Origin of the sequence: Nonomuraea sp. C10, assembly GCF_008017515.1 — a bacterium.
Lineage (GTDB): Bacteria > Actinomycetota > Actinomycetes > Streptosporangiales > Streptosporangiaceae > Nonomuraea > Nonomuraea ferruginea.
This window is the reverse complement of sequence record NZ_VPFF01000001.1, coordinates 5,760,328-5,784,418: the sequence shown is the minus strand read 5'-3', so window position 1 is coordinate 5,784,418 and position 24,091 is coordinate 5,760,328. Positions and strand designations below refer to the sequence as shown.

Sequence of the window (24,091 nt, the reverse complement as noted above, 5' to 3'; positions counted from 1 at the left end):
CATGTCTCGATACGACCTTCTCGTCAAGGGTGGCACCGTCGTCCTGCCGTTCCACGGCGAAATCCGCGCAGACCTGGCGGTATCCAACGGCAAGGTCGCCGCCCTGGCCGACGACATCCCGGCCGCCGAAGCCGATGAGGTGGTCGACGCCCGTGGCAAGGTGGTGCTCCCCGGCGCCGTCGACGCCCACTTCCACCTCGGCATCTACCGGGACCTGGCGCTCGACGCCTTCGAGGAGACCCGCTCCTCGCTGGTCGGCGGCGCCACCACGGTGCTGTCGTACTTCCGCACCGGCTCTCACTACCTCGACCGTACGGGACCGTACAAGGAGATCTTCCCCGAGGTGCTGAACGCGGTGGCGGGCCGCACCTGGACCGACTACGCCTTCCACCTGGCGCCGATGACGGTGGACCAGATCGCCGAGATCCCCATGCTGGTGGAGGAGCACGGGGTCACGTCGTTCAAGTACTACATGTTCTACAAGGGGTTCGACCTGGCGGCCAACAGCCGCGACGCGCGCTCCTTCACCATGGGCGACGAGTACGACCTGGGCCACCTCTACCTGCTGATGGAGCAGATCACCGCGGTCCAGAAGGCCAACCCCGACAAGCGGCTGTCGGTGTCGCTGCACTGCGAGCAGTCGGAGCTCATGCGGGTCTTCATCGACCGCGTACGGGCCGACGGAGACCCGCAGACGCTGCGCGCCTACCACGAGGGCCGCCCGCCGCTGACCGAGCGGGTCGCCATCGGCGAGGCCACCACGCTGGCCTCGCACACCGGCACCAACCTCAACCTGCTCCACCTGTCGAGCGCGGAGGCCGTGGACGCGGTCGCGCTGGCCCGCCGCTCGTTCGGCGGCGACCTGCGCGCCGAGACGACGCTGCACCACCTGTGCCTGGACCACGACACCCTGGACGCGACCGGCAGCCTGGGCGGCAAGGTCAACCCACCGATCCGCACCAAGGCCGACAACGAGGCGCTGTGGCGGCACGCGGCCGAGGGCACCATCGACTGGGTGGCCTCCGACCACGCCTGCTGCATGGAGGCCGAGAAGGGCGACCAGCTCTGGCCGGCCCGTCCCGGTTTCGGCGGCACCGCCCTGCTCTACCCGGTGCTGTTCTCCGAGGGGCACCGCAAGCGCGGCCTGTCGCTGTCCAGGATCGCCGAGCTGGCCTCGGCCAACCCGGCCCGCGCCTACAACCTCTGGGGCCGCAAGGGCAGCCTCATGGTCGGCTTCGACGCCGACCTGACCGTGGTCGACCCCGAGCTGGCGCAGCCGGTCACCAACGAGGTGTGCCTGTCGGGCCAGGACCACACCCCGTTCGAGGGGGTCGAGCTCACCGGCTGGCCCGTCGTGACCGCTGTCGGCGGGCAGGTACGCTTCCGCGACGGCGAGACCGTCGGCGAGCCCACCGGCCGCTACGCACGTCACTGACCTGCGTGAACTAGGGGTCGCTCAAACGTCAGACCTATTGACAGGATTCTTGGGCGACCCCTAGTTTTTTCCATTGAAACGCTGTTTCGTTTTGTGGAACGACTCTGGCACTACCCGTAACACCCCCGAGGAGCGGTGCTGATGAGCCCCGAGGCCATCATCGATGGGCTGTTCGCCGGTTCCATCTACGCCCTGGTCGCACTCGCCCTGGCGATCGTCTTCCAGCCGACCCGGATCATGAACTTCGCTCAGGGCGAGGCGCTGATCCTCGGCGCCGCCGTGGCCTACCAGATCGTCGCGCTGGAGAAGCTGGGCTGGGCCGCGGCGATCGGCCTGACCATCGTGCTGGCCTGCGTCATGGGCGTGCTCATGGAACGCATGATCACCCTGCCCATCAAGCTGTCCGGATCGCGCAACGCCTGGATCATCGCGACGCTGGCCGCGGCGCTGATCTTCCAGTCGGTGTTCAACCTGGGCTATTTCGACGTCGACGCCCTGAGACCCAGCCCGATCATCCCCGGCGGGTTCGAGGTCGCCGGGATGACCATCCAGTGGCAGGAACTGCTGACCATCGTGGCCGCGCTGGCCGTCATGGCGCTCTACGACCAGTTCCTGCGCCGCTCCGCCTACGGCAGGGCGATCCGGGCCACCGCCCACAGCTCCGACACCTCGGTGCTGATGGGCATCCCCGTGCAGCGCATCGTGGTGCTCTCCTTCGTCATCGCGGCCGTGATCAGCGCCGTCGCCGGCCTGCTCGCCGCTCCCGTGATCTTCGTGGCCCCGGCGGCCGGCCTGGTGTTCACCATCAAGGGCTTCACCGCCGCGGTCATCGGCGGCGTCGGCTCGCCCCGCGGCGCGCTGATCGGCGGCATGATCGTCGGCCTGCTCGACACGATCGTGCGCAGCCTGGTCGGCGGCTCCATCGGCAACTTCGCCGTCTTCGCCGCCCTCGCCGTGATCCTCGTCATCTTCCCGTCCGGACTCTTCGGCAAGCCCATGGAGGCGCACTGATGGCAACGGTGGAAACGACCCCCGCCCGCGCCGGCGGGCGCGGCGGCTCCTTCTTCGACTCCGCGGGCTACCACCGATGGCGCACCGTGGCCCTGGCCGGGCTGACGATCGTGGCGGTCGCCGTGCTGCTCGCCTGGCCGTACATCACCGACTACTACAGCTACAACGCCTCGTACTACAACGGGCTGGTCGCCTCGGCCGGCATCAGCGCGATCCTGACGATCTCCCTCAACCTGTGCATGGGGTACGGCGGCCTGCTGTCGATGCTCCACAGCGGCCTGCAACTGGCGGGCGGGTACGCCACCGGCTACATCGTGGTCAAGGCGAGCGGCTCGTGGCTGCTCGGCATCGTGGCCTCGACCGCCGTCGGCACCGTGATCGCCCTCATGGTGCTCGCGGTCAGCCTGCGGGCCACGTACCTGTACTTCGGCATGATCACCCTGGCCGCCAACCTCATCGTGGTCGAGGTCGGCCGCGAATGGGAGCCGGTCACCGGCGGCATCGTCGGCATCAGCGGCATCGCGCCCGCTGCCGGCGGCGAGATCATGCCCAAGGAGGTCTTCTACTACGTGGTGCTGGGCTTCCTCGTCCTGGCCTACATCGTGCAGCGCAACCTCGTGCGCAGCGGCGTCGGCCGCGCCTCGATGGCCGTGCGCGAGTCCTCCGACACCGCCTCCGCGATGGGCATCTCGCCGAACCGGGCCAAGCTCCTGCTGTTCGGCATCTGCGGCGGCATGGCGGGCCTGTCCGGAGCCCTGTACGCGCTGCAGCTCGGGTTCATCAACCCGGACGTCGGCCTGCTCGACAACGGCATCATCTTCTTCGTCGGCCTGTTCCTCGGCGGCAGCGCCACCCTGGCCGGGCCCATCATCGGCGTCGGGTTCATCGCCCTGATCGTCGAGCTGATCAAGGACCAGGCCCGCTACACCACGCTGGTCCTCGGCCTGCTGCTGCTGGCAGCCATGATGCTGATCCCCGGTGGGATCGTCGGCACCTGGAAGAACTCGCGCTTCGGCCGCGACCGGGTGAGCGAGGCCAGGGACGAGGAGCTGCCCGAACAGGTGCCCGACGTGGTGCCCGAGCTGCGCGACGCCCGGCCGGACGTGCCCGCGCTGGAGGGCGCCGGCATCGTCAAGCACTTCGGCGGCGTGCACGCGCTCGACGGCGTGGACGTGCGCATCATGCCCGGCACCGTGCACGGCATCATCGGGCCCAACGGGTCCGGCAAGTCCACGCTGGTGTCCTGCCTGACCCGCTATCACAAGATCGACGCCGGCGCCGTGAAGGTGTTCGGCGAGGAGGCCGCCGCGACCGCGCACGGCGTGGCGCGGGCCGGGATCACCCGGGTCTTCCAGGTCCCGCACCTGTTCGAGCGGGTCAGCGTGCTCGACAACGTGCTCACCGGCATGCGGACGCGCGAGTCCTACAGCTGGCTCGGCGCCGTGCTCCGCTCGCCGTCCTACCGCCGCCAGGACAAGGTGGAGCGGAAGGAGGCGCTGGAGCTGCTGGCCTTCGCCGGGCTCGCCTCCCGCGCCGACTGGCTCGCCTCGTCCCTTTCGCACGGCCAGAAGCGCCTGCTGGAGGTCGTCCGCGCGGTGGCCAGCCGGCCCAAGGTGCTCATCCTGGACGAGCCCGCCACCGGCCTGACCACCGGCGAGCTGGACGCCCTGGCCAGGCTCTGCCGGGCGCTGCGCGAGCGCGGGCTGGCCGTCGTGCTGATCGAGCACAACGTGGACTTCGTGATGAACCTCTGCGACGAGATCACCGTGCTGGAGAGCGGCAAGGTGATCGAGCAGGGCAACCCGGAACGGGTGCGCAACTCGGCGGCGGTCCTCGAGGCGTATCTCGGCCGCCCGGACCTCATGGGAGACGAGTCGTGAGCAGACTGCTGGAACTCTCGGGGCTGGGCGCCGCCTACGGTGGCGTGCGCGCCCTCGACGGGCTCGACCTGCACGTCGACGAGGGCGAGTTCGTCGTCCTGCTCGGCCCCAACGGGTCGGGCAAGACCACGACCATGAAGTGCGTCTCCGGGCTGCTCAAGCCCGTGGCGGGACGGATCAGGTTCGCCGGGAAGGACCTGGCCAAGGTGCCCGGCTGGAAGCGGCCCGCCCTCGGGCTCGGCCACGTGCCCGAGGGCCGGCAGATCTTCCCCGAGCACACCGTCATGGAGAACCTCACCCTGGGCGCCTTCCCGGTGCGGCGCAAGCGCGCCGAGACCGAGCGGCGGCGTGAGGAGATGCTGGAGCTGTTCCCGCGGCTGGCCGAGCGGAGCACCCAGCTCGCCGGCACGCTCTCGGGCGGCGAGGCGCAGATGCTCGCGGTCGCCCGCGCCCTGATGGGCGACCCCCGCCTGCTCATGCTGGACGAGCCGTCGCTGGGGCTGGCGCCGCTGAAGGTCATCGAGCTGTTCGGCTATCTCAAGCGGCTGCACGAGGAGCGCGGGCTCACCATCCTGCTCGTGGAGCAGCAGGCCAGCACCGCGCTGCGGCTCGCCGACCGCGGCTACGTGCTCGACCACGGGACGGTGGGGCTGGAGGGCACCGCGGCCGAGCTGCGCGACGACCCCCGCGTCCAGGCCGCCTACCTGGGACAGCTCCGAGAGTCCGCCTGACACACCCGACGACGAACGTCCGGCACGGGCCCGCGAGGCCCGTGCCGGACGTTTCGTTCTGTACGGGTCCCGGTCAGCCGAAGGCGGTGGTGCCGGGCTTGACGACGCCGAGGAAGGCCGCCAGGAGCACCAGGAACCAGATCGCGTACACGTACGGCAGGCACGTCTGCACGGACGTGCGGATCCTGGCTTCGACCTCCGGCGTGGAGCCCTCGGAGACCAGCTTGCCGAACGCCGGCCCGAACGGCTTCAGCCGCCAGCGGATCATCACGCCGGCGAGGATGCAGAGCCCGTAGGCGGCGAGCTTGGCGCCCAGCCACTTCGGGTTCGTCTGGACGCCGAACGGCTCCGGCACGACCATCATGTACGCGCCGATGCCGACCAGCACGACCACCAGGCCGTACCGGACGACCAGGTCGAGCCGCTGCACGATCCGGCCGAGCGCGGTGGCGCCCTTGGTGTAGTCGTAGACGACCAGCACCAGCCAGCACAGCGCGGCCACCCAGACGAGGGCGACGAACCACCAGGGGAAGTAGTCCTCGGCGAACGGCCCGAGCGCCATCAGCGTCACGCCGCTGGGCAGGAACAGCACCAGGCAGATGCGCGGCGCCATGTCGACCGCGTGCATGATCTTGGCGGCCACCGACCGGGCCGGGGTGGGCAGGTCGGACTTGAGGATGAAGCGGCTGGAGTAGAAGACGCCGATGTCGCTGCCCAGCCAGTACACGAACAGGACGATGTGCAGGAAGATCGCCAAACTGTAGGCGTTGAGCCCATGAACCGGTTCGATGGGCGCGGCGAGGATCATGAGTGAGTCTCCGTAGGAGTGCGTGTGGCCGGGCCCCTCGGGACCCGGCCACGGTGATTCAACACGGTGATTCATGAGGTGTCAGGCGTGACTACATGCCGTCGCCGTCCCAGCGGCCGCGCGAGCGGCTGCGCACGGGCAGGCTGGAGAGGATCGGCGCGGGGATGGGGTCGCCCTGCTTCCAGACGCGGCCCGCGCCCCAGTTGTGCGCGTGCTCGTCGGTGCGCTGGTCGGGGTGCTCCAGGTCGGCCGGGGCCGCACCCCAGTCGGCCTCCGGGACCCCGTGGTCGTGGTCGTGGTCGTGGTCGTGGCTGTGGTCGTGGTCGTGGTCATGGTCGTGGTCGCCGTGGCCGCCTTGCAGCCGGGCGGTGTCGAGGGCCTTGGCGATGGCGATCAGGCTGGCGTCGGTGCCGAGGCCGTGCTCCACGACGTCGCCCTCGTCGGCGCCCTGGCTGCGCGCGTACTCCAGCGACGCCCGCAGCATCTCCATGTCCTCGTCGCTGCGCCGGGACTCGCCGCCGAGCTCGTGGGAGGACTGCGACCAGCGCATGGCGCCGCCGCCGGGGCCGTAGTTGATGCCCTCGCCGCCCCAGCGCACCCACTCGTTCTGGGTGTACCAGTTGAACAGCTCGCCGTCGGAGCGCAGCAGCCAGGTCGCGCCGCCCTCCATCGAGGTGAAGTGGCCGTGCTTGACCCGGGCCGGGCGGAAGAAGTAGGTGCCGAGGTCCAGGGTGCCGAAGTTGTACTCCATGTGGCCCTGGGTGGTGTACGCCTCCTCGTAGCACGGGTGGTGGGCCAGGCGGTGGTCGGCCCAGCCCTCCTGGGCGTGCACCAGCCGGGTGTAGAAGCCGGTCACCGGGTCGACGTGCAGATACTTGATGAACAGGCCGGGCATCGGGCCGGGGTTCGGCACCGCGTCCCACTGCATGGCGTCGCTGTCGATGACGATGACGTCCTCGCGGGCGTCCGCCCAGCGCGGGGCGGCGAGCGAGTCGACCGCGTCGAAGCCGGCGTCGCCGTACTCGCGGTAGTGCAGGATGCGGGTGCCCTCGGCGAACGTGATCGCGTCGGCCGGCACGCCCTTCGGCGCGTACACGTATCCGCCCTTGCCGATCTGACGGCCGCCGTACGTCATCGAGCCTTCGAGCACGTAGTACTCGGTGTTGGCGTGGTGGATGCCCGGGCCGCGGCCCCAGTCGGTGTGGAAGTCGACCCGCAGCGACGAGGAGCCGTCCTCCTCGTCCACCGACAGGCGTCGCTCGCTGGCCCGCCCTTCCCCGCCGACCAGCTCGGCGCCGTGCCAGACGTAGTCATCTTCTTGGATCAGCTCGACATGCGGGCGCACTTGGTTGTCCTTCCACCGACCGTGAAGCCGATTGTTCCGGTATGCGAAACGTTGTTTCTTCAGTTGATTCGAGAGTAATTGTCTGATGTATTGCGGGTCAAGGGCCTAGGAGGGTCCCGCCTGCGCCTTCAGGTCCCGCTTGACGATCTTGCCGGCCGCGTTCCTGGGTAGCTCGGTGACGACCTGCCACCGCCTGGGGACCTTGTAGCCCGCCAGGCCCGTCCGGCAGTGCGCCTCCAGCTCGGGGAAGAGGCTCTCGGGCGCGGCCTCGACGCCGCGGCGCAGCACGACGTAGGCCATGACCTCCTCGCCCCACCGCTCGGATGGGGAACCGACGACCGCCGCCTCGGCGACCGCCCCGTGCGTGGCCAGCACGTCCTCGATCTCGCGCGGGTAGACGTTCAGGCCGCCGGAGATGATCATGTCTTTCTTGCGATCCACGACGTGCACGTAGCCCTCCTCGTCCCGGACGACGATGTCGCCGCAGGTCAGGAAGCCGTCCTCGGTCGTGCACGCGGCGGTGGCCGCCGGGTCGTCGTGGTAGCCGTTCATCAGGAAGGGGGAGCGGCTGAACAACTCGCCCGGCTCGCCGGGGCCGGCCGGCGCACCCGACGGGTCCACCACCCGCAGCTCCGTCATGTACCAGGCGTGGCCCACCGAGCCCGGCTTGCGGTGCTGGTCCACCGGGCGCAGGTTGGTCACGATGCCCGCCTCCGTGGACCCGTACAGCTCGTGCACGCCGCACGCGGGGAACGTCTCCATGACCCACTGCTTCAGCGTCCAGGGCAGCGCGGCGGCGTTGAAGTAGAGCGTGTCGAGGCTGCGCAGGTCGTGGCCCGCGAGCTTGCCCTCGTCCATCGTACGGAGCATCTGCGCGTGGGTCGGCACCAGGAACACCGACCGCGCCCGGTCCCGCTCCACCAGGTGCAGCAGCGCCTCCGGGTCCCATTTGCGGAGCATGGTGACGGTGCCGCCGGTGTAGACCGGCGCGTACCCGAAGGCGAACCCGGCCCCGTGGTACATCGGGGCCACCGCCACCGACACCCGGCCGGCGCCCAGCCCCCACTCCAGTGCCGAGCAGTAGAACGTGAGCGACCGGCTGCGATGACTGATCACCACGCCCTTGGGCCGGCCGGTCGTGCCGGAGGTGTAGGTGATGCAGAACGGGTCGAGCTCGTCCACCCGCACCCCGGGATCGGCCGCGCGGGCCGCGGCCAGTTCCTCCTCGTACGGCCGCCCGGCCTGTGCGCCGTCGATGGACAGCGCCGTCAGCCGCAGCTCCTCGATCGCGTCGCCCACCGTGGCGGCGCAGGCGTCGTCCAGGACGATCGCGCGGCTGCCCGAGTGCTCCAGGATGTAGCGGGCCTCGCCCGCCGTGAGCCTCGGGTTCAGCGGGACCATCACCAGGCCCGCCTTGGCGACGCCCGCGGCGATCTCGGGGTACTCCAGCCGGTTGCCGAGCAGCACCGCCACCCGGTCGCCGGTCGTCAGGCCCCGGGCCAGCAGCGCGCACGCCAGGCGGTTGGCGCGCTCGTCGAGCGCGGCGTAGGTGAGGGTGCGTTCCCCGTCGATCACCGCGGTCGCCGAGGGGGTGGCGCGGGCGAACTCGCGCACCCCGCCCGCGATCGACAGGGGGGCGCCTCCACGGAGGACGGGCATGGTCTCTTCCTTACGTCGGAGTGGGGACGGTCAGCCGCGTGGCTGCCAGAGGGTGACGGCGATGCCGTTCGGGGTGTCGGCGGCGGCCACCAGGGCGCGCCCGTGCAGCGGGTCGTCGGTCTCGGCGGGGGAGGCCGTCACCGTGCCGCCGGTCGCGCGGACGCTCTCCAGCGCGGCCTCCAGGTCCCGGGTCCGCACCGACCAGCCGCTGTGGCCCAGCGAGCGGGCCGGGCGCTGGGTGGCCCGCCGGTCCACGCGGTGCTCGGTGGCGGCGCTGGTGACCTCGATCCTGGCGGTCTTCTCCCCGGCCAGGAACGCCAGCCGCATCTCGGTGCCCGGCGGCAGGCCCGCCACCTCGTCGAAGCCGGGGGCGGAGAAGACCACGTCGTACCAGACGGCCATGCCCAGGCCGTCAGGGCCCCAGAACGCGACCTCGGAGTCGGGGTCGGGCACGTGGCAGACGACGGAGGTCAGCTCGGTGTAGGGGCGCGCGGGGTCGGCGGCCCACGCCTCGGTGCCGCGGACCGCGGCCGGCTGCACGAACACCACGACCGTGCCGTCCGGCGCCGGGCAGACGCCCTGCGTGACCTGCACCTCGCGGTCCCCGACGCTGACGCCGTACGTGGTCGGCGCGGTGGTCCAGGCGCGGCCGGAGGCGGCGAAGCCCGCGTGCGCGGCCTCGATGTCGCGGGCGTACATGTCGATGCCGACCAGGCCGACGTCGAGGTTGTGCGGCGGCTGTGCGGGGGCGAGCGGCTCCGGCACGCGCACCAGGTGGATCCGCCCGGTGCCGGCCCCGGCCGCGGCCAGCGCCATCACCTCGACGTCCGCGGGGCCCGACCCCCACAGCGGGCCGGCGACCGACCCGGGCACCACGCCCTCGCCGGCCACCTCGTAGCCCAGCACGTCGCGGAAGAGTTCGAGGTGCGGGCCGAAGTCGGTGACGCCGACGATCGCGGCGGTGATCCCCTCGACCAGTGGCTCTCGGTCGTTCTCGGTCACATGCCCTCCGGGGAGCGAGGCTGTTCCTGTTTGCGGAACAGTGTTCCATTTTGGCTAGTTGTCACGCTAAGCTCGCCGCCATCTACCTGTCAACCGCCGCTGTGACCAGGAGGAATCATGCGCGCAGGAGTCCCCGGAATGCCGATCATGGACAAGCACCTCGGAGAGTGGCGTGGGGAGTACATCCACGTCGACGCCGATGGCAAGATCGTCGACCGGCACGCCTCCCACCTGTACTGCAGGATCCCCGAGGACGGCTCGTTCAGCTTCATCCAGACCAACACCTACACCTGGGACGACGGCCGCCAGGAGGTGTTCGACTTCGGCGGGCGCGTGGAGAACGAGATCGCCTACTTCGACACCGAGCGGATCACCGGCGAGATGAGCCAGGTGGACGACCTGACGATCGTGCTGACGTGGTCGTACAAGGACGACCCCGGCAACTACCTGTACGAGCTCATCCAGCTGTCCCGCGACGGCAGGCACAAGTGCCGCACCTGGCACTGGATGGACGGCGACCGCCTCGTCAAGCGGACGATCATCTCCGAGACCAAGGTCGCCTGAACCGGCGTCACCCGCGGCTTCACACGCGGCGGACCAGCGTCAGGACGGCCAGCAGGACCACCGCGAACGCCGACGCCAGCGCCGCGTACCAGCCGTAGCGGATCACCGGCTCGACCGAGAGCAACTCGCCCACGTCGAGCGAGACCCGGTCGGCCGGACCGCGCGGGGAGGACACGAACATCACCAGCGCCAGCATCGCCAGCGCCCCCGGCACCGCCGCCACGGCCGCGAGCCTCGGCCGCGCCAGCATCCCGGTGATGCCGCAGCCGATCGCCGCCACCCCGGCGAGCAGGGCGTAGACGCCGAGCAGGTCGTCGATGCCGCGCGTGTCGCTGGTGATCGCGCCGCCGATGATGGCGCTGCTGGCCCGCACCCCCGACCACGGCAGCACCGCGCACAACGCCAGCACCGCCCCGGCCAGCGTGATCCCCGCCGCGTAGCCGCGGCTGCCCGCCCTGGCTTCGGCCACACGATCACGATAAGCCGCACCGGGCACCCGCACCATCCACCGCCACCCACTCGTCACCGTCAGGCACCATCCCGACCGCCCTCTTCCCGGCCTTCCCCGGAACATCTCCACAACCGGCCCTCGTGGGACGTCGCGGGCGGGTGCGCTCGTGGTCGGCTTTTGGGGGTCTCTACGGGTGGTCTCCGGCGGGTGCGCTCGCGGTTGCTCTTCTCTGCGGAGCATCGTGCCCGGGTGTCCTTGTGGCGGGCTTTCTTGGGGTGTGGCCTGTTTGTGAGGTCGCCGGGGTTGGGCGTCGTGGGCGGGTGTGTTCGTGGGTCCTCCCGGGGTGTCGTGTCCCTTGATGTTTCGTGGGTGTTCATCGTGGTCGGCCTTCCTCGGGGGCCTGATCCTGATGTGGGCCGTTGATCACGGTGGACTCGCCCCAGCGCAGCCTGGCACGCAGTTCGACCGCGTCGGCTGCCAGCGCGGAGACCAACGTGCCCGGCCCGGCCAGGGGCAGCACGGCGACGCCATCCGCCACCAGGGCCTCCGGCGGGGCGGCCGGGCCCGTGATGAGCGTCGTGCCCACGCAGGCGGCGCCGCCGAAGACGGCGGGGGAGGAGTCCAGCGCCTCCTCGCGCACGGTGAACTCCTGTCTCAGCAGCGGCCGGCCGCCGACCGTGGCGTCGAAGCGGGTATGGCAGCGTCCCGGCCGCTCCCCGTACCGCCCGAAGACGATCTCCTCCCGCCACAGCACCCGCGCCCTCGGCGCGAGCTTGAGCCGTACGGACATGCGATGAGAACACCCGGCGGCCAGCACGGTCGGCTCCGGCGTGAACCGGAGCGTCGCCCCCTCGCCCACCACGGCGGTGATCAGCATCGACGACTCGCCCCGCCCCGGCAGGACGAGCGTGCTCGCCACCGACCCCACCTCCAGCGTGGTACCCGCCGCGACGACCAGATCGAGCGCCAGGTCGTCACCCCCCAGAGGCCCGGCCGCCGTGGAGACCAGATGCACGGCAGCCTCCCCGGTCTGCCGCAACGTCAACGGAGGATCGGAACGCAACAACGAGATCACGGTCCCACCCCCCACCGTCCCGCCGCCCCAGCCATCGGACGATCCCGCAGCTCGGCCGTGGGACGAACCCACCACCGTCGGGGGGCGGTCGTGCGGTGTTCCGAACGCCGTCAGGCTGAATCGGTTGTGAGATGGGTTCGCTGTCGGGGTGGGTTGGTCGTGGGACGGTCTCGCCGCGGCCGAGCAGGTGGTTTGGTCAGGAGGTGGTTCCGCCGCCGAGCCGAAGGCTGGATCGTGGGATGGTTCCGGTGTGGCTCGGTGGGTGGACGGTCTTGCTGCCAGGGTCGTGGCGATGGCGGCTCTGGCGCGCATGTCAGGCGTACTCGTGGCGCCAGGACTTGACCTGGTCCGTCACCCAGGCGGCCACCTCGGCCACGGCGGGTTCCTGCCTGACCGAGGTGAACAGCACCGGCCTGCCGCCGCGCACCGCCGCCGCGTCCCGGTCCATGACGCCCAGGTCCGCGCCCACCATCGGGGCCAGGTCCGTCTTGTTGACCACCAGCAGGTCGGCTGCGGTGACGCCGGGACCGCCCTTGCGCGGCACCTTGTCCCCGCCGGACACGTCCAGGACGAAGATCTGCCGGTCGGCCAGCCCACGGCTGAACGTCGCCGTCAGGTTGTCACCGCCGCTCTCCACGATGACCAGGTCGAGCGGGCCGAAGCGGTGTTCGAGCGTCTCAACGGCGTCCAGGTTGGCGGCGATGTCGTCGCGGATGGCGGTGTGCGGGCAGCAGCCGGTCTCGACGGCGGCGATGCGCTCCTCGTCGAGCACGCCGGCCCTTCGCAGGAAGTCGGCGTCCTCCGTGGTGTAGATGTCGTTGGTCACCACGCCGAGCTGCAGTGACGGACCGAGGGCCCGGCACAGCGCGGCCACCAGAGCCGTCTTGCCGCTGCCGACGGGACCGCCGACCCCGAGCCGCAGCGCCCTGCCGTGGCCGTCGGGGGCGTGATGGTGGTCGTCGTGGTTGGCGCCCATGTCGCGGGGTTCCTCCTTATGAGACGAAAAGTCTGACCGTCGCGTGCGCGTGCCGCTCGGCCAGCAGGTCCAGTCCTGGCGCGGACGGCGCCCCCAGCGCCGCCCATCCGCCCTCCTCCGCCCCCGGATCAGCGGAGTATCCGGCCAGCCCGGAACATCCACAGCCTCCTCGCGCCGCACACCCATCCACCTCAGGGACCTCCACCCCATCCACCTCAGCCGCCCCGAACCCATCGGATTCGTAAAGCCCGGCCGTGGACGGCTGGAAAGTCCCGATCCCGCCCCGCTCGTGAAGCCCGGCCTCGGAAAGCTGGGTAGCCCCGATCCCGCGCGGTTCAGGAAGCCCGGCATCGGCCTGCTTGACAGCCTCCGCCGCGTCCGGTTCGTGACGAGCGGTCCCGTTCGGCTTGGGGAACTTGGTTCTGGCTGGTTCGGTGAGGGCGGTCAGGTCGGGTGTGAGGTCGGCGAGGATGCCGTGTACAGCAACCGGATCGAGGCCGAGCAGGCGCACCGCCGCCGTGGCCGGGCCGGTGATCGCGTGATAGGCAGCCGCCAGTGCGGCGTCCCCGGGTGTGGCTCCCGCCGCGTGCGCCGCCGCGCCGAGAGCGATCGGGTGGTGCGGGCTCGGGATCTCCTGGGCCAGCTCGTCGAGCACCGGTGACGGCCACAGTCGCCGCGCCACCCGCAGCAGCAGCCTCCCCTGCAACCGCGCGGCCTCCCGCTGCGCGGGCGACGCCGTCCGTGCATCGGCCTCGGCGTCCAGCAGCTCCCAGGAGAAGTGCACCCCACCGACCGGCGAAACCCCATCTCCCCGTACGGTGCCGCTCGCCGAGCAAGGGGATCCCCGCGACAGGCCCTTCCGTACGGTGCCGTTCCCCGAACAAGGGGAGCCGCCCGATGGGACTTCGCCCCGCACAGGGCTGGGGCCGCTGACCGTGGGGTGAGGGCTGGCCTCTCCGCGGACAAGGTCTCTCGGGTGCGAGGGGCATCCCGCAGGAGGGGATCCGTCCGGCGGGCGTGGGACGTCTGGGCGAAGTTCACCGCGTACGGGGGAGGCGGCGAAGGTGCAGGCGGCCGTGGCGAGGGTGGCGGCGAGGGCGCCGGCCGTGTGGAGGCGGCCCCGGAGGAACGACGACAGGGACGGGAGGTCGTGGACCAGCCCCAGGGCGACCGCCTGCTCGACCCCGCCGGAGTGGGCGTGGCCGCCGGCCGGGAGGCGGGAGTCGGTGAGGAGGAGGATCGCCGGGTGCATCAGAACAGGAAGTAGCGCTGGGCCAGCGGCAGGGCCGGGGCGGGAGCGGGCTCGACGGGTTCGCCGTCGATGCGTACCTCGAACGTGTCCGGCGCCACGTCGATGCGCGGCAGGGCGTCGTTGAGCGGCATCGCGTCCTTGCCGCGTCTGCGTACGTCAGCCACGGGGACGAGCCGGCGGCGCGTCGCGAGCCGGTCGGCGAGCCCGGTCTCCAGCGCGAGCGGAGCCACGAAGTGCAGCGACGTGGCGGCGGCCGTCACCGGGACGGCGCCGAACATGGGCCGTGGCAGCACCGGCTGCGGCGTCGGGATCGAGGCGTTCGCGTCGCCCATCTGGGCCCAGGCGACCACCCCGCCCTTGAGCACCAGCGTCGGCTTGACCGCGAAGAACGCCGGGTCCCACAGCACCAGGTCGGCCAGCTTGCCCGGCTCCACCGAGCCCAGCTCGGCGTCCAGCCCGTGCGCCACCGCCGGGCAGATCGTGTACTTGGCGACGTAACGGCGGGCCCGCAGGTTGTCGGCGGGGCCGTCGCCGAGCTTGCCCCGGCGGGCCTTCATCACGTGCGCCGTCTGCCAGGTGCGGATCACGGTCTCGCCGATGCGGCCCATGGCCTGCGAGTCGGAGCCGATGATGGAGATCGCGCCGAGGTCGTGCAGGATGTCCTCGGCCGCCATCGTGGTGGGCCTGATCCTCGACTCGGCGAACGCCAGGTCCTCCGGGATGGCCGGGTTGAGGTGGTGGCACACCATGAGCATGTCGAGGTGCTCGTCCAGGGTGTTGACGGTGTGCGGCCTGGTCGGGTTGGTCGACGACGGCAGCACGTTGCCGTGGGAGGCGACGCGGATGATGTCGGGCGCGTGCCCGCCGCCCGCGCCCTCGGTGTGGTAGGCGTGGATCGCCCGGCCGCCGATCGCCGCCAGCGTCGACTCGACGAAACCGGCCTCGTTCAGCGTGTCGGTGTGGATCGTCACCTGCACGCCCGTCGCGTCGGCCACGGTGAGGCACGCGTCGATGGCGGCGGGCGTGGTGCCCCAGTCCTCGTGCAGCTTGAAGCCGGACGCGCCCGCCTTGAGCTGCTCCAGCAGCCCTTCCGAGCTGACCGTGTTGCCCTTGCCGAGCAGCGCGAAGTTGAGCGGATAGGAGTCGAGCGACTCCAGCATCCGCTCCAGATACCAGGTCGGGGTGACGGTGGTGGCCTTGGTGCCCTCGACGGGGCCGGTGCCGCCGCCGATCACGGTGGTGACGCCCGAGCCGATGGCCTCGTCCAGGATCTGCGGGCAGATGAGGTGCACGTGGGAGTCGACCGCGCCCGCGGTGAGGATCTTGCCGTTGCCGGCCAGGATCTCGGTGGACGGGCCGATGACGATGTCGACGCCGTCCATGGTGTCGGGGTTGCCGGCCTTGCCGATGGCCGTGATGCGGCCGCCCACGATGCCCACGTCGGCCTTGACCACGCCCCAGTGGTCGAGGATCACCGCGCCGGTGATGACCAGGTCGGCGGCGCCCTCGGCGCGGGTGGCCCTGGACTGGCCCATCGATTCGCGGATGACCTTGCCGCCGCCGAACACGGCCTCGTCGCCCGCCCCCGCCGGGCCCATCGAGCGGTCCTCGGTCACCTCGATGAACAGGTCGGTGTCGGCCAGCCGCACGCGGTCGCCGGTGGTCGGGCCGTAGAGCGCGGCGTAGCGGGCGCGGGAGAGCTCAGCCATCGAGCGCCCCCGCCCGCTCGGGCCGCAGCCCCGGCACGATCCGGCGGCCGGCCAGCGGGACCAGCGTGACGTCGCGCGCCACGCCCGGCTCGAACCTGACCGCGGTGCCCGCGGGCACGTCCAGCCGCATCCCCCACGCGGCCTCCCGGTCGAAGTCCAGCCCCGGGTTCACGGCCGCGAAGTGGTAGTGGGAGCCGACCTGTACGGGCCGGTCCGCGGTGTTCACGACCCGCACCGTCACGCGCGCCCGGCCCGGGTTCAGCGGGATGGCGCCCTCGGGGTGCGCGTACTCGCCCGGGATCACGGGATCGGCCTGTGCACGGTGACGAGCTTGGTGCCGTCGGGGAAGGTGGCCTCGATCTGCACGCTGTCGAGCATCTCCGGTACGCCCTCCATGACCTCGTCCCGGCGCAGCACCGAGCGCCCCGACTCCATCAGCTCGGCCACCGTCCGGCCGTCCCTGGCCCCTTCCATCAGGAACGACGCGATGACCGCGGTGGCCTCCGGGTGGTTGAGCCGCAGGCCGCGAGCCTGGCGGTCACGCGCCACCCCGGCGGCGACGTGGATGAGCAGGCGTTCCTGCTCGTGTGGGGTTAGCCGCATGGCCCGGACCATAGGAACCGGCCGTTTCCCGGGTGTTGCCGGGGCATGTCGTACCGGTTTCCGTTGCCGAGCGGCCCAGATGACGAACACCCGCGTTCCGGTGAGGGCGTGGCAATCGGCAATTAACACGCGGGATCTATCCGTGACACGCGAGGGAGTCACCTTTCTTCCAATGGCAGGTCGGCAGGAAGGAACTGCTGGTGCGAACCCCCCGCGCCCTCGTCTCCGCGCTTCTCCTCACCACCCTCGCGGCCTGCGGGTCGCCGCCGTCCGGGTCCGGCTCCTCCGCCGACGCCCAGGACGAGATCAAGGTCGGCGTCCTCCACTCGCTCAGCGGCACCATGGCCATCAGCGAGGTCACCGTACGGGACGCCGAACTGCTCGCCATCGAGGAGATCAACCAGGCGGGCGGAGTCCTCGGCAAGAAGCTGGTCCCGGTCGTCGAGGACGGCGCGTCCGACTGGCCGACCTTCGCCGAGAAGGCGACCAAGCTGATCAGGCAGGACAAGGTGGCCACCGTGTTCGGCGGCTGGACGTCGGCCAGCCGCAAGGCCATGCTGCCGGTCTTCGAACGTTACAAGTCGCTGCTCTGGTATCCGGTGCAGTACGAAGGCCTGGAGAGCTCCCCGAACATCTTCTACACCGGCGCCACCACCAACCAGCAGATCATCCCCGGCCTCGACTACCTGAAGGAGCAGGGCAAGAAGAAGATCTTCCTTCGTCGGCAGCGACTACGTCTTCCCGCGCACCGCCAACAAGATCATCAAAGCGTACGCGGCCGCGAACGGGATGCAGGTGCTCGGCGAGGAGTACACCCCGCTGGGCCACACCGAGTACTCCACCCTCGTCAACAAGGTCGTCCAGGCCGGGCCGGACGCCGTCTTCAACACGCTCAACGGAGACTCCAACGTCGCCTTCTTCAAGCAGCTCAAGAGCGCCGGCGTGAGCGCCGAGGCGATGCCGGTGCTGTCGGTGAGCGTCGCCGAGGAGGAGGTCAAGGGCATCGGCGTGGACAACATCGCCGGCCACCCGGTCGCCTGGAACTACTACCAGACCACCGACACCCCGGCCAACCAGGCGTTCGTCAAGGCGTTCAAGGCCGCGTACGGCGAGGACAAGGTCACCAGCGACCCGATGCAGGCCGGCTACAACGCCGTCCACCTGTGGGCCGAGGCGGTCAAGAAGGCGGGCACGACCGAGGTCGAGGCCGTCAAGAAGGCGGCCGGCGGGATCGCCCTGGAACGCCCCGAGGGCCTGGTCACCATCGACGGCGAGAACCAGCACCTGTACAAGACCGCCCGCATCGGCGTCATCCGCCCCGACGGCCTGATCGAGCAGGTGTGGGACTCCGGCGAGCCGATCAAGCCCGACCCGTACCTCAAGGGGTACTCCTGGGCCGGCGGGCTGGCGGAGGAGTGATGACGGCCGTCGTCAACCAGCTCCCCATCGGGCTGTCCATCGCGGCCGTGCTGCTCCTGGTGGCGCTCGGGCTGACGGTCACGTTCGGCCAGATGGGCGTGATCAACATGGCGCACGGCGAGTTCATCATGGCGGGCGCGTACACCGCCTTCCTGCTCCAGGACCTGCTGCTCGCGCTGCCCGCGGCGTTCGTGGTCGCCGGGCTCATGGGCCTGGCGCTGGAGCGCGGCGCCATCCGCCACTTCTACGGCAGGCCGCTCGACACGCTGCTGCTCACCTGGGGCGTCAGCCTGGTGCTGCAACAGCTCGCCCGCGACCTGTTCGGCGCGCCGAACGTGCAGGTGCCCGCGCCGTCGTGGCTGTCCGGCGGCATCGGCATCCTCCCGTACAACCGCCTGTTCATCATGGCGCTCGCCGTCGCGGGCGTGGCCGGCATCTGGCTGTACCTCACCCGTACCAAACTGGGACGGCGCACGCAGGCGGTCGTGCAGAACCGGCGGCTGGCCGCCACCAGCGGCATCGACCCCGGCCGGGTGGACATGCTGACCTTCTTCATCGGCTCCGGGCTGGCCGGGCTGGCCGGGGTGGCGCTCACCCTCATCGGCCCCGTCGGGCCCGCGCTCGGCACCTACTACATCGTCGACGCCTTCCTGGTGGTGGTCGCGGGCGGGCTCGGGCAGCTGCGCGGGGCCGTGCTCGCCGCCGTCGGGCTGGGGCTGCTCAACTCGTACGCCGAGTTCTGGTCCGACGCGAGCCTGGCCAAGGTGCTCGTGTTCGCGGCCGTCATCGGCTTCCTGCAGGTGCGGCCGCAAGGGCTGGTCGCCCTGAGATCGAGGGCGCTGACATGATCAAGAGGAACCTGCCGTTCGCCGCCATCGCGGTGATCGCCCTGGTCGCCGCCCCGCTGCTGCTGGAGCCGTTCCGGCTGAGCCTGCTCGCCAAGTACCTCTGCTACGCGATCGTGGCGCTCGGCATCGGGCTGGCCTGGGGACAGGGCGGCATGCTCACCCTCGGCCAGGGCGTCTTCTTCGGCCTCGGCGGCTACTCGATGGCCATGTACCTCAAGCTCAGCGAGAGCGGCGGCGGCCTGCCCGACTTCATGGTGTGGAGCGGCGTGGAGGAACTGCCCGCGCTCTGGGCGCCGTTCGCCAATCCGGTGTTCGCGCTGACCATGGCGGTGGCCGGGCCGGTGCTGCTCGCGGTCGTGCTCGGCACGCTGGTCTTCAGGCAGCGGGTACGGGGCGCGTACTTCGCGATCCTCACCCAGGCGCTCGCCGCCGCCATGGTCATCCTGCTCGTCGGGCAGCAGGGGCTGACCGGCGGCACCAACGGCATGACGAACTTCTTCGAGCTGTTCGGCGCCGACCTGGCCGACGACTCCACCCAGCGGATGCTGTACCTGGTGGTCGCGGGCGTGCTCGGGGTGCTCTACCTGGCCACCCGGCAGCTCGTGAACAGCAGGTTCGGCAGGCTGCTGGTCGCCGTGCGCGACGGAGAGGACCGGGTGCGCTTCCTCGGGTACGACCCCGCCCTGGTCAAGACCGTCACCTTCGCCGTCTCCGCCGGGCTGGCCGGGCTCGCCGGAGCCCTGTTCGTCCCGGTCGTCGGCATCATCTCGCCCGCCCTGCTCGGCGTCGTCCCGTCCCTGGAGCTGGTCGTCGCGGTCGCCGTCGGCGGCCGGCAGGTCCTGGCCGGGGCGGTGCTCGGCGCGGTCGTCATGGGCTACGCCCAGACCACGTTCAGCGAGCAGTTCGCCAACGGCTGGCTCTACCTCCAGGGCGCGCTGTTCATCCTGGTCATGACGCTGGCGCCGAAGGGCATCGCCGGCATTCTGGGGAGGTTGCGCCGTGCTCGAACTGCGTGACGTGCGGGTGGTCTTCGACGGTTTCCACGCCCTCGACGGCGTGGACCTCACCGTGGCCGACGGCGAGCTGCGCTTCCTCATCGGCCCCAACGGCGCCGGCAAGACCACGCTCATCGACGTGATCACCGGCCTGACGAGGCCTGCCGCCGGGCGGGTCAGGTTCGGCGGGTACGACCTGGTCGGCCGGAAGGAGCACCAGATCGTCCGGCTCGGCGTCGGCCGCACCTTCCAGACCTCGGTCGTCTTCGAGGAGCTCACCGTCCTGGAGAACCTCGACCTGGCCGCCTGCTTCAGGAAACCGCTGTGGTCGCTGGCCGGGCGGCGGCGAGGCGTGTCGGACGCCGTCGCGGAGGCGCTGGCCAGGACCGGACTCGAACCGCTCGCCGGCCGTTCAGCCGGTGTTCTCTCCCACGGCCAGCGCCAGTGGCTGGAGATAGGCATGCTGCTGGCACAGCGGCCCCGCCTGCTCCTCCTGGACGAGCCCGTCGCCGGCATGTCCAAGGATGAACGGGACCGTACGGGGCAGTTGCTCACCGAGATCGCCGACGACCACACGGTGATCGTGGTGGAGCACGACATGGAGTTCCTGCGCCGGCACGCCTCGGCCGTGACGGTGCTGCACGAGGGCAGGGTGCTCGTCGAGGGGTCGGTGGAGCAGGTCAGCGCCGACCCGCGGGTGCAGGAGGTCTACCTGGGGAGGAGGCCCAGCGATGCTGTCGGCAAGTGAGCTCGAATCCGGCTACGGCAGGGCCCGGGTGCTGTTCGGCGTCTCGCTCGACGTCGGCCCCGGGCAGCTGGTCTGCGTCATGGGACGCAACGGCGTCGGCAAGACGACGCTGCTCAACACCATCATGGGCGTGCTGCCCGCGACGTCCGGCGCCGTCACCTTCGACGGCCGCGACGTCACCCGGCTGCCCACCCACGAGCGGGCCCGGCTCGGCATGGGGTACGTGCCGCAGGGCCACCAGTGCTTCCCCCAGCTGTCCGTGCTGGGCAACCTGCTGGTGACCATGGAGGCGGCCAGGACCGGCAAGGAGTCCGTCGACTCGGCGCTGGACCTCTTCCCCGGGCTCAAGCCGCTGCTCAAACGCCGGGCCGGGCACCTGTCCGGCGGCCAGCAGCAGCAGCTCGCCATCGCCCGCGTGCTCGTCACCCGGCCCCGGCTGCTCATCCTCGACGAGCCCACCGAGGGCATCCAGCCGTCGATCATCCTGGAGATCGAGGAGGCCGTCGAACGCCTGCACGCCTCCGGGCTCGCCGTGCTCCTCGTCGAGCAGTATCTCGACATAGCGGTCCGGCTGGCCGACCGGTTCGTCATCCTCGACGCCGGCCAGGTCGTGCGCACCGGCGACGCCGGGGACCTGCACGGCGAGGACGTCCACCGGCTCCTCGCGGTGTGACCGTCACCCCGCCGCCCACCGGCGGGCCGACTCGACGATCTCGTCCAGCCGCCCGCCGTGGGCGCCGTGCCAGTAGACCTGGCCGCACTCGCGGCACCGCCCGTACGCGTCGTAGGTGCGCTCCGTGCCCGCTTCCAGCAGCGGCGCCACCTCGCCCTTGGACACCGCCACCAGCTCACCGTTGCAGGCGGTGCACCGCGTCCACGGCCGCAGCGGCGGCGCGAACCGTTCCAGCAGGTCACGCAGCTGGTCGTCAGGACGGGACCCGCGCACGTACGCGCCCAGCCACAGCGCCCGGCGGCGCAGCAGCCCGCGGTCCTGGGTGAGCAGCACCCGCCGCTCCGCGTTCGCCTGCGCCACCAGGGACGGGTCGTCCATGTCGTTGTGGTAGGCGGTGTCGAGCCCGAGCAGCCGCAACCGCCTGGCCAGCGTCCCCAGGTGCACGTCCAGCAGGAACCGCTCCTCCGGCAGCGCCTGCGGCCGCGGCACGGCCGCGACCTCCAGCACGTCCCCCGGCTGCGGCACGTACGCCGGCGTCACCGCGCGCCCGCCGGCCGTCATCGGCCCCACCTCGGTCAGCGGGACGCCGGCGGACTCCACGTGGTGACCCAGCGTCGACGAGCCGTCGGTGACGATCGGCCGCTCCGGCTCCCGTCGGCTCGCGGGCAGGAACAGCAGCAGCTCCTGGGCGATGCGGAGAAGCGCCGTCCGTTCCGTCACATCACCCATTCTGCCGCTCCCGGGGACAGGCCCGGTCATAGCGGAAGCCGCCACTCGTACCACTCGTCGAGCACCTCGAAGCCCATGGCCTCGTTGATCGCCAGCATGTGCCGGTTCGTGGTGGCGTTCCAGGTGACGATCCGGTCGATCCGCGGCTCGCTCTCGCGCAGCCAGAACAGGTTGGACAGCTTGAGCAGCAGGCCGAGCCGGTGGCCGCGGTGCTCCTTGAGCACCGTCGTGTCGCCCTGGTGGCCCCAGCGGCTCGCGCGGCCGGCGTCCAGGTGAATGCGGGTGATCCCGGCGGGCGCGCCGTCGGAGGCGCGCCGGGCGAGCATGCTGTAACAGTCTTCGCCGTCCCGCCGCATCCGCTCCTCGGTGGCGCGTATCCGGTCGACCGGCAGCCGCTTGGGCTCCACGCCCGCGTCGCGCGGCGCGTCGTTCATGCCGTCGAGCACCGCCGCCAGCGCGGGCAGCAGGTCGTCGCCGGCCGGGCCCGTCCAGCGCTCCAGCAGGTAGCCGCCGGACTCGGGCATCATGCGGGCGAGCCCGTCCCAACCGGCCGCACCCAGGTCGAGCACGCTGCGTGCCTGCGTGACGGCCACCGAGCAGCCGCGGGCGGCGGCGAAGGCGGACCCCGGGCCGCCGACGAGCGTGGCGCCGCCGATCAGCAGATCGCGGCCGCCCGCCCGCGCCCGGCCGGCGGCGTGGCCCAGCAGCGCGGTGCCCAGCCCCCGGCGCTGCCGCTCGGGGTGGACCGCCAGCGTGAACAGGGTGGCGAGGTGGGTGTTGTCGTACCGGGGGAGGCCCAGCGCGTAGCCCGCGACGACCCGGCCGTCCTCGACCACGGCCCACGCCTCGGCCCGCGACCCCGGCGACCCCTCCAGCAGGTAAGCGCCGAACCGGGTCCGCGACCGCAGAGGCCCGGGAATCCCCGCCATGCTCGCCACGTACGTCTCGTAGAGCCCGGTGGCCCGGTCACCCGACTCGATCCGCTGGATCAGCACGGCACCAGACAAGCGCACCTCGTCCGCCCACGCGAACGGTTTTACTGACGGTAGTTCTCCACCTGGCTCGCCGGACGGCTCGACGCGCCGTCGGGGTCCTCGCCCGCGCCGCGCCGGGCGCGCCGCTGCCGCAGCAGGTCCCAGCACTGGTCGAGCGCCGCCTCCAGCTCGTTGACCCGGGCGTTCTCCTCGTCCGTGGCCAGCTCGCCCGCCATCAGCCTGGTGCGCAGGCCGTGCTCCTCGTCGACCAGCGCCTTGATCCGGCCTAGAATCTCGTCGTCCCCCATAGGGGGACTCTAACTCGTACGTGATAGAACACGCCCTATGGCTGGTCTCGCCCTGGTAAGGAAGCCCGGCCCCCGCATCGCCGAGGGCATCGTCACGAACATCCCGCGCGAGCCCGTCGACCGCGAACTCGCCGCCGAGCAGCACGCCGCCTACGTCGCCGCCCTCGCCGCCGCCGGCTGGCGCCCGGTGCACGCCCCGCCCGCCGACGACCTGCCCGACGCCCCGTTCGTGGAGGACGCGGTCGTGGTGTCCGGCCGGCTCGCCGTACTGACCAGGCCCGGCGCGCCGGAGCGGCGTCCCGAGGTGGACTCCGTCGAGCAGGCCGTACGGGGCCTCCGGCTGAACACGGTACGGATCACGCGGCCGGGCACGCTCGACGGCGGCGACGTCCTGCAGACCGGCGACACCGTGTACGTCGGCAGGTCGGCCCGCACCGACGACCACGGCATCGCCCAGCTCGCCGCGTTATTGCCGGAAAGGGAGGTGGTCCCGGTCGAGCTGTCCGGCGTGCTCCACCTCAAGTCCGCCGTCACCGCGCTGCCCGACGGCACCCTCATCGGCGACCCCGCGCACGCCCGCCTGCCCGGCCTGCTGGTGCCGCCGGAGGAGACGGGCGCGCACGTCGTGCCACTGGACGGGGACACGGTCCTGATGGCGGCCTCCGCGCCGCGCACCGCCGAACTGCTGGAGAAGCGCGGTCTCGCCGTGGTCGCGGTCGACATCTCGGAGTTCGAGAAACTGGAGGGCTGCGTCACCTGCCTGAGCGTGCTCGTCCCCGACGCTCTCAGCATGTGAGATCTTGACCGGTCCACGCCGAGACGTCTGGTAGCGTGATTCGCATGCTGCGCGGGCTGCTTCTTAGCTGCCGCGGCGAGGGCCTCTAAAGGCCGGCTCC

General features: G+C 71.3%; 26 protein-coding genes and 1 pseudogene. 13 read left to right on the top strand and 14 right to left on the bottom strand.

Annotated elements, in window-relative coordinates; all coding sequences use genetic code 11:
- Window position 1: 1 nt before the first annotated feature.
- The 4 genes from FR742_RS26490 (at window position 2) to FR742_RS26475 (ending at window position 5,057) form a co-directional block, all read left to right on the top strand.
- A complete protein-coding gene (locus FR742_RS26490; protein ID WP_148033449.1) occupies window positions 2-1,435 on the top strand; it encodes a dihydroorotase family protein in 1,434 nt (477 codons plus the stop codon).
- A 141-nt stretch (window positions 1,436-1,576) separates the two neighbouring features.
- Entirely contained in the window at window positions 1,577-2,446 is an 870-nt protein-coding gene (locus FR742_RS26485; RefSeq protein ID WP_148033448.1) for a branched-chain amino acid ABC transporter permease, read from the top strand.
- Window positions 2,446-4,326 (top strand): branched-chain amino acid ABC transporter ATP-binding protein/permease, encoded by a 1,881-nt coding sequence (locus FR742_RS26480; protein ID WP_148033447.1) that lies wholly within the window; start codon window positions 2,446-2,448, stop codon window positions 4,324-4,326. The genes FR742_RS26485 and FR742_RS26480 overlap by 1 nt, the downstream gene beginning before the upstream one ends.
- Complete coding sequence (locus FR742_RS26475) at window positions 4,323-5,057, top strand: ABC transporter ATP-binding protein (RefSeq protein WP_222709062.1); 735 nt, start codon at window positions 4,323-4,325, stop codon at window positions 5,055-5,057. The genes FR742_RS26480 and FR742_RS26475 overlap by 4 nt, the downstream gene beginning before the upstream one ends.
- A 73-nt stretch (window positions 5,058-5,130) precedes the next feature.
- Here the strand turns inward: FR742_RS26475 and FR742_RS26470 are convergent, their stop codons facing one another.
- The 4 genes from FR742_RS26470 to FR742_RS26445 all read right to left on the bottom strand — a co-directional run bounded on the left by FR742_RS26470 (window position 5,131) and on the right by FR742_RS26445 (window position 9,871).
- A complete protein-coding gene (locus FR742_RS26470; protein WP_148033446.1) occupies window positions 5,131-5,865 on the bottom strand; it encodes a hypothetical protein in 735 nt (244 codons plus the stop codon).
- Between the two features lie 91 nt (window positions 5,866-5,956).
- Entirely contained in the window at window positions 5,957-7,210 is a 1,254-nt protein-coding gene (locus tag FR742_RS44730; RefSeq protein ID WP_187281311.1) for a DUF4437 domain-containing protein, read from the bottom strand.
- A 105-nt stretch (window positions 7,211-7,315) separates the two neighbouring features.
- Entirely contained in the window at window positions 7,316-8,869 is a 1,554-nt protein-coding gene (locus tag FR742_RS26450; RefSeq protein ID WP_148033445.1) for a class I adenylate-forming enzyme family protein, read from the bottom strand.
- A gap of 30 nt (window positions 8,870-8,899) precedes the next feature.
- Window positions 8,900-9,871 carry a hypothetical protein gene (locus tag FR742_RS26445; RefSeq protein ID WP_148033444.1) on the bottom strand — a complete coding sequence of 324 codons (972 nt, stop codon included), beginning with the start codon at window positions 9,869-9,871 and terminating at the stop codon, window positions 8,900-8,902.
- A gap of 117 nt (window positions 9,872-9,988) precedes the next feature.
- On the opposite strand from FR742_RS26445, the gene FR742_RS26440 reads away from it, so the two are divergent.
- Window positions 9,989-10,435 carry a DUF3598 domain-containing protein gene (locus FR742_RS26440; RefSeq protein WP_148033443.1) on the top strand — a complete coding sequence of 149 codons (447 nt, stop codon included), beginning with the start codon at window positions 9,989-9,991 and terminating at the stop codon, window positions 10,433-10,435.
- Window positions 10,436-10,454: 19 nt separating this feature from the next.
- Here FR742_RS26440 and FR742_RS26435 read toward each other — a convergent pair whose 3' ends face one another.
- The 4 genes from FR742_RS26435 to FR742_RS45995 all read right to left on the bottom strand — a co-directional run bounded on the left by FR742_RS26435 (window position 10,455) and on the right by FR742_RS45995 (window position 13,721).
- Window positions 10,455-10,904 carry a hypothetical protein gene (locus FR742_RS26435; protein WP_148033442.1) on the bottom strand — a complete coding sequence of 150 codons (450 nt, stop codon included), beginning with the start codon at window positions 10,902-10,904 and terminating at the stop codon, window positions 10,455-10,457.
- Between the two features lie 355 nt (window positions 10,905-11,259).
- Window positions 11,260-11,901 (bottom strand): urease accessory protein UreD, encoded by a 642-nt coding sequence (locus tag FR742_RS46000; RefSeq protein ID WP_261808752.1) that lies wholly within the window; start codon window positions 11,899-11,901, stop codon window positions 11,260-11,262.
- Between the two features lie 373 nt (window positions 11,902-12,274).
- On the bottom strand, window positions 12,275-12,937 hold the full coding sequence (gene ureG, locus FR742_RS26425; RefSeq protein WP_148033440.1) for an urease accessory protein UreG: 663 nt from the start codon (window positions 12,935-12,937) through the stop codon (window positions 12,275-12,277).
- 16 nt (window positions 12,938-12,953) lie between these two features.
- Entirely contained in the window at window positions 12,954-13,721 is a 768-nt protein-coding gene (locus tag FR742_RS45995; protein WP_261808751.1) for an urease accessory UreF family protein, read from the bottom strand.
- 192 nt (window positions 13,722-13,913) lie between these two features.
- Here FR742_RS45995 and FR742_RS45990 point away from each other — a divergent pair, with 192 nt between their 5' ends.
- Complete coding sequence (locus FR742_RS45990; protein ID WP_261808750.1) at window positions 13,914-14,204, top strand: hypothetical protein; 291 nt, start codon at window positions 13,914-13,916, stop codon at window positions 14,202-14,204.
- On the opposite strand, the gene FR742_RS26415 is transcribed toward FR742_RS45990, so the two are convergent.
- From FR742_RS26415 to FR742_RS26405, 3 genes are read right to left on the bottom strand one after another with little or no spacing between them, the layout of a single operon-like run.
- The gene (locus tag FR742_RS26415; protein ID WP_148033438.1) at window positions 14,189-15,898 is read right to left on the bottom strand and encodes an urease subunit alpha; all 1,710 of its coding nucleotides are present in this window, start codon (window positions 15,896-15,898) and stop codon (window positions 14,189-14,191) included. The two genes, FR742_RS45990 and FR742_RS26415, sit on opposite strands and share 16 nt — an antisense overlap.
- Window positions 15,891-16,202, bottom strand: a complete 312-nt coding sequence (locus FR742_RS26410) for an urease subunit beta (protein ID WP_148033437.1) — start codon at window positions 16,200-16,202, stop codon at window positions 15,891-15,893. Before FR742_RS26410 ends, FR742_RS26415 begins: the two co-directional genes overlap by 8 nt.
- Window positions 16,199-16,501, bottom strand: coding sequence for an urease subunit gamma (locus FR742_RS26405; RefSeq protein ID WP_148033436.1), 303 nt, complete (start codon window positions 16,499-16,501; stop codon window positions 16,199-16,201). Before FR742_RS26405 ends, FR742_RS26410 begins: the two co-directional genes overlap by 4 nt.
- A gap of 341 nt (window positions 16,502-16,842) precedes the next feature.
- Here FR742_RS26405 and FR742_RS46430 point away from each other — a divergent pair.
- The 6 genes and pseudogenes from FR742_RS46430 to urtE form a co-directional block, all read left to right on the top strand.
- A pseudogene (locus tag FR742_RS46430) lies at window positions 16,843-17,160 on the top strand (transporter substrate-binding protein); the annotation flags it as partial.
- Between the two features lie 100 nt (window positions 17,161-17,260).
- Entirely contained in the window at window positions 17,261-17,920 is a 660-nt protein-coding gene (locus FR742_RS46425) for a transporter substrate-binding protein (RefSeq protein ID WP_315970649.1), read from the top strand.
- Window positions 17,920-18,768, top strand: a complete 849-nt coding sequence (gene urtB / locus FR742_RS26395; RefSeq protein ID WP_148033435.1) for an urea ABC transporter permease subunit UrtB — start codon at window positions 17,920-17,922, stop codon at window positions 18,766-18,768. The genes FR742_RS46425 and urtB overlap by 1 nt, the downstream gene beginning before the upstream one ends.
- Window positions 18,765-19,784 (top strand): urea ABC transporter permease subunit UrtC, encoded by a 1,020-nt coding sequence (gene urtC / locus FR742_RS26390; RefSeq protein WP_148033434.1) that lies wholly within the window; start codon window positions 18,765-18,767, stop codon window positions 19,782-19,784. The genes urtB and urtC overlap by 4 nt, the downstream gene beginning before the upstream one ends.
- Entirely contained in the window at window positions 19,768-20,511 is a 744-nt protein-coding gene (gene urtD / locus FR742_RS26385) for an urea ABC transporter ATP-binding protein UrtD (RefSeq protein WP_148033433.1), read from the top strand. Before urtC ends, urtD begins: the two co-directional genes overlap by 17 nt.
- Window positions 20,495-21,184, top strand: coding sequence for an urea ABC transporter ATP-binding subunit UrtE (gene urtE / locus FR742_RS26380; protein WP_148033432.1), 690 nt, complete (start codon window positions 20,495-20,497; stop codon window positions 21,182-21,184). The genes urtD and urtE overlap by 17 nt, the downstream gene beginning before the upstream one ends.
- Before the next feature lie 3 nt (window positions 21,185-21,187).
- On the opposite strand, the gene FR742_RS26375 is transcribed toward urtE, so the two are convergent.
- From FR742_RS26375 to FR742_RS26365, 3 genes are read right to left on the bottom strand one after another with little or no spacing between them, the layout of a single operon-like run.
- Complete coding sequence (locus tag FR742_RS26375; protein WP_261808749.1) at window positions 21,188-21,904, bottom strand: Mut7-C ubiquitin/RNAse domain-containing protein; 717 nt, start codon at window positions 21,902-21,904, stop codon at window positions 21,188-21,190.
- A 35-nt stretch (window positions 21,905-21,939) separates the two neighbouring features.
- Entirely contained in the window at window positions 21,940-22,920 is a 981-nt protein-coding gene (locus FR742_RS26370; protein ID WP_148033430.1) for a GNAT family N-acetyltransferase, read from the bottom strand.
- Window positions 22,921-22,949: 29 nt separating this feature from the next.
- Window positions 22,950-23,195, bottom strand: coding sequence for a DUF2630 family protein (locus tag FR742_RS26365; protein WP_148033429.1), 246 nt, complete (start codon window positions 23,193-23,195; stop codon window positions 22,950-22,952).
- A 37-nt stretch (window positions 23,196-23,232) separates the two neighbouring features.
- Here FR742_RS26365 and ddaH point away from each other — a divergent pair, with 37 nt between their 5' ends.
- Window positions 23,233-23,991, top strand: coding sequence for a dimethylargininase (ddaH, locus tag FR742_RS26360; RefSeq protein WP_148033428.1), 759 nt, complete (start codon window positions 23,233-23,235; stop codon window positions 23,989-23,991).
- Window positions 23,992-24,091: the final 100 nt, after the last annotated feature.

Excerpts from the sequence above, each read along its gene's own strand:
- FR742_RS26485 (WP_148033448.1), top strand. The coding sequence starts at position 1,577 with ATGAGCCCCGAGGCCATCATCGATGGGCTGTTCGCCGGTTCCATCTAC.
- ddaH (WP_148033428.1), top strand. The coding sequence starts at position 23,233 with ATGGCTGGTCTCGCCCTGGTAAGGAAGCCCGGCCCCCGCATCGCCGAG.
- FR742_RS26405 (WP_148033436.1), bottom strand. The coding sequence starts at position 16,501 with ATGCGGCTAACCCCACACGAGCAGGAACGCCTGCTCATCCACGTCGCC.
- urtB (WP_148033435.1), top strand. The coding sequence starts at position 17,920 with ATGACGGCCGTCGTCAACCAGCTCCCCATCGGGCTGTCCATCGCGGCC.
- FR742_RS26415 (WP_148033438.1), bottom strand. The coding sequence starts at position 15,898 with ATGGCTGAGCTCTCCCGCGCCCGCTACGCCGCGCTCTACGGCCCGACC.
- FR742_RS26365 (WP_148033429.1), bottom strand. The coding sequence starts at position 23,195 with ATGGGGGACGACGAGATTCTAGGCCGGATCAAGGCGCTGGTCGACGAG.
- FR742_RS26450 (WP_148033445.1), bottom strand. The coding sequence starts at position 8,869 with ATGCCCGTCCTCCGTGGAGGCGCCCCCCTGTCGATCGCGGGCGGGGTG.
- FR742_RS26440 (WP_148033443.1), top strand. The coding sequence starts at position 9,989 with ATGCGCGCAGGAGTCCCCGGAATGCCGATCATGGACAAGCACCTCGGA.
- urtC (WP_148033434.1), top strand. The coding sequence starts at position 18,765 with ATGATCAAGAGGAACCTGCCGTTCGCCGCCATCGCGGTGATCGCCCTG.
- FR742_RS26480 (WP_148033447.1), top strand. The coding sequence starts at position 2,446 with ATGGCAACGGTGGAAACGACCCCCGCCCGCGCCGGCGGGCGCGGCGGC.
- urtE (WP_148033432.1), top strand. The coding sequence starts at position 20,495 with ATGCTGTCGGCAAGTGAGCTCGAATCCGGCTACGGCAGGGCCCGGGTG.
- FR742_RS26490 (WP_148033449.1), top strand. The coding sequence starts at position 2 with ATGTCTCGATACGACCTTCTCGTCAAGGGTGGCACCGTCGTCCTGCCG.
- ureG (WP_148033440.1), bottom strand. The coding sequence starts at position 12,937 with ATGGGCGCCAACCACGACGACCACCATCACGCCCCCGACGGCCACGGC.
- FR742_RS26470 (WP_148033446.1), bottom strand. The coding sequence starts at position 5,865 with ATGATCCTCGCCGCGCCCATCGAACCGGTTCATGGGCTCAACGCCTAC.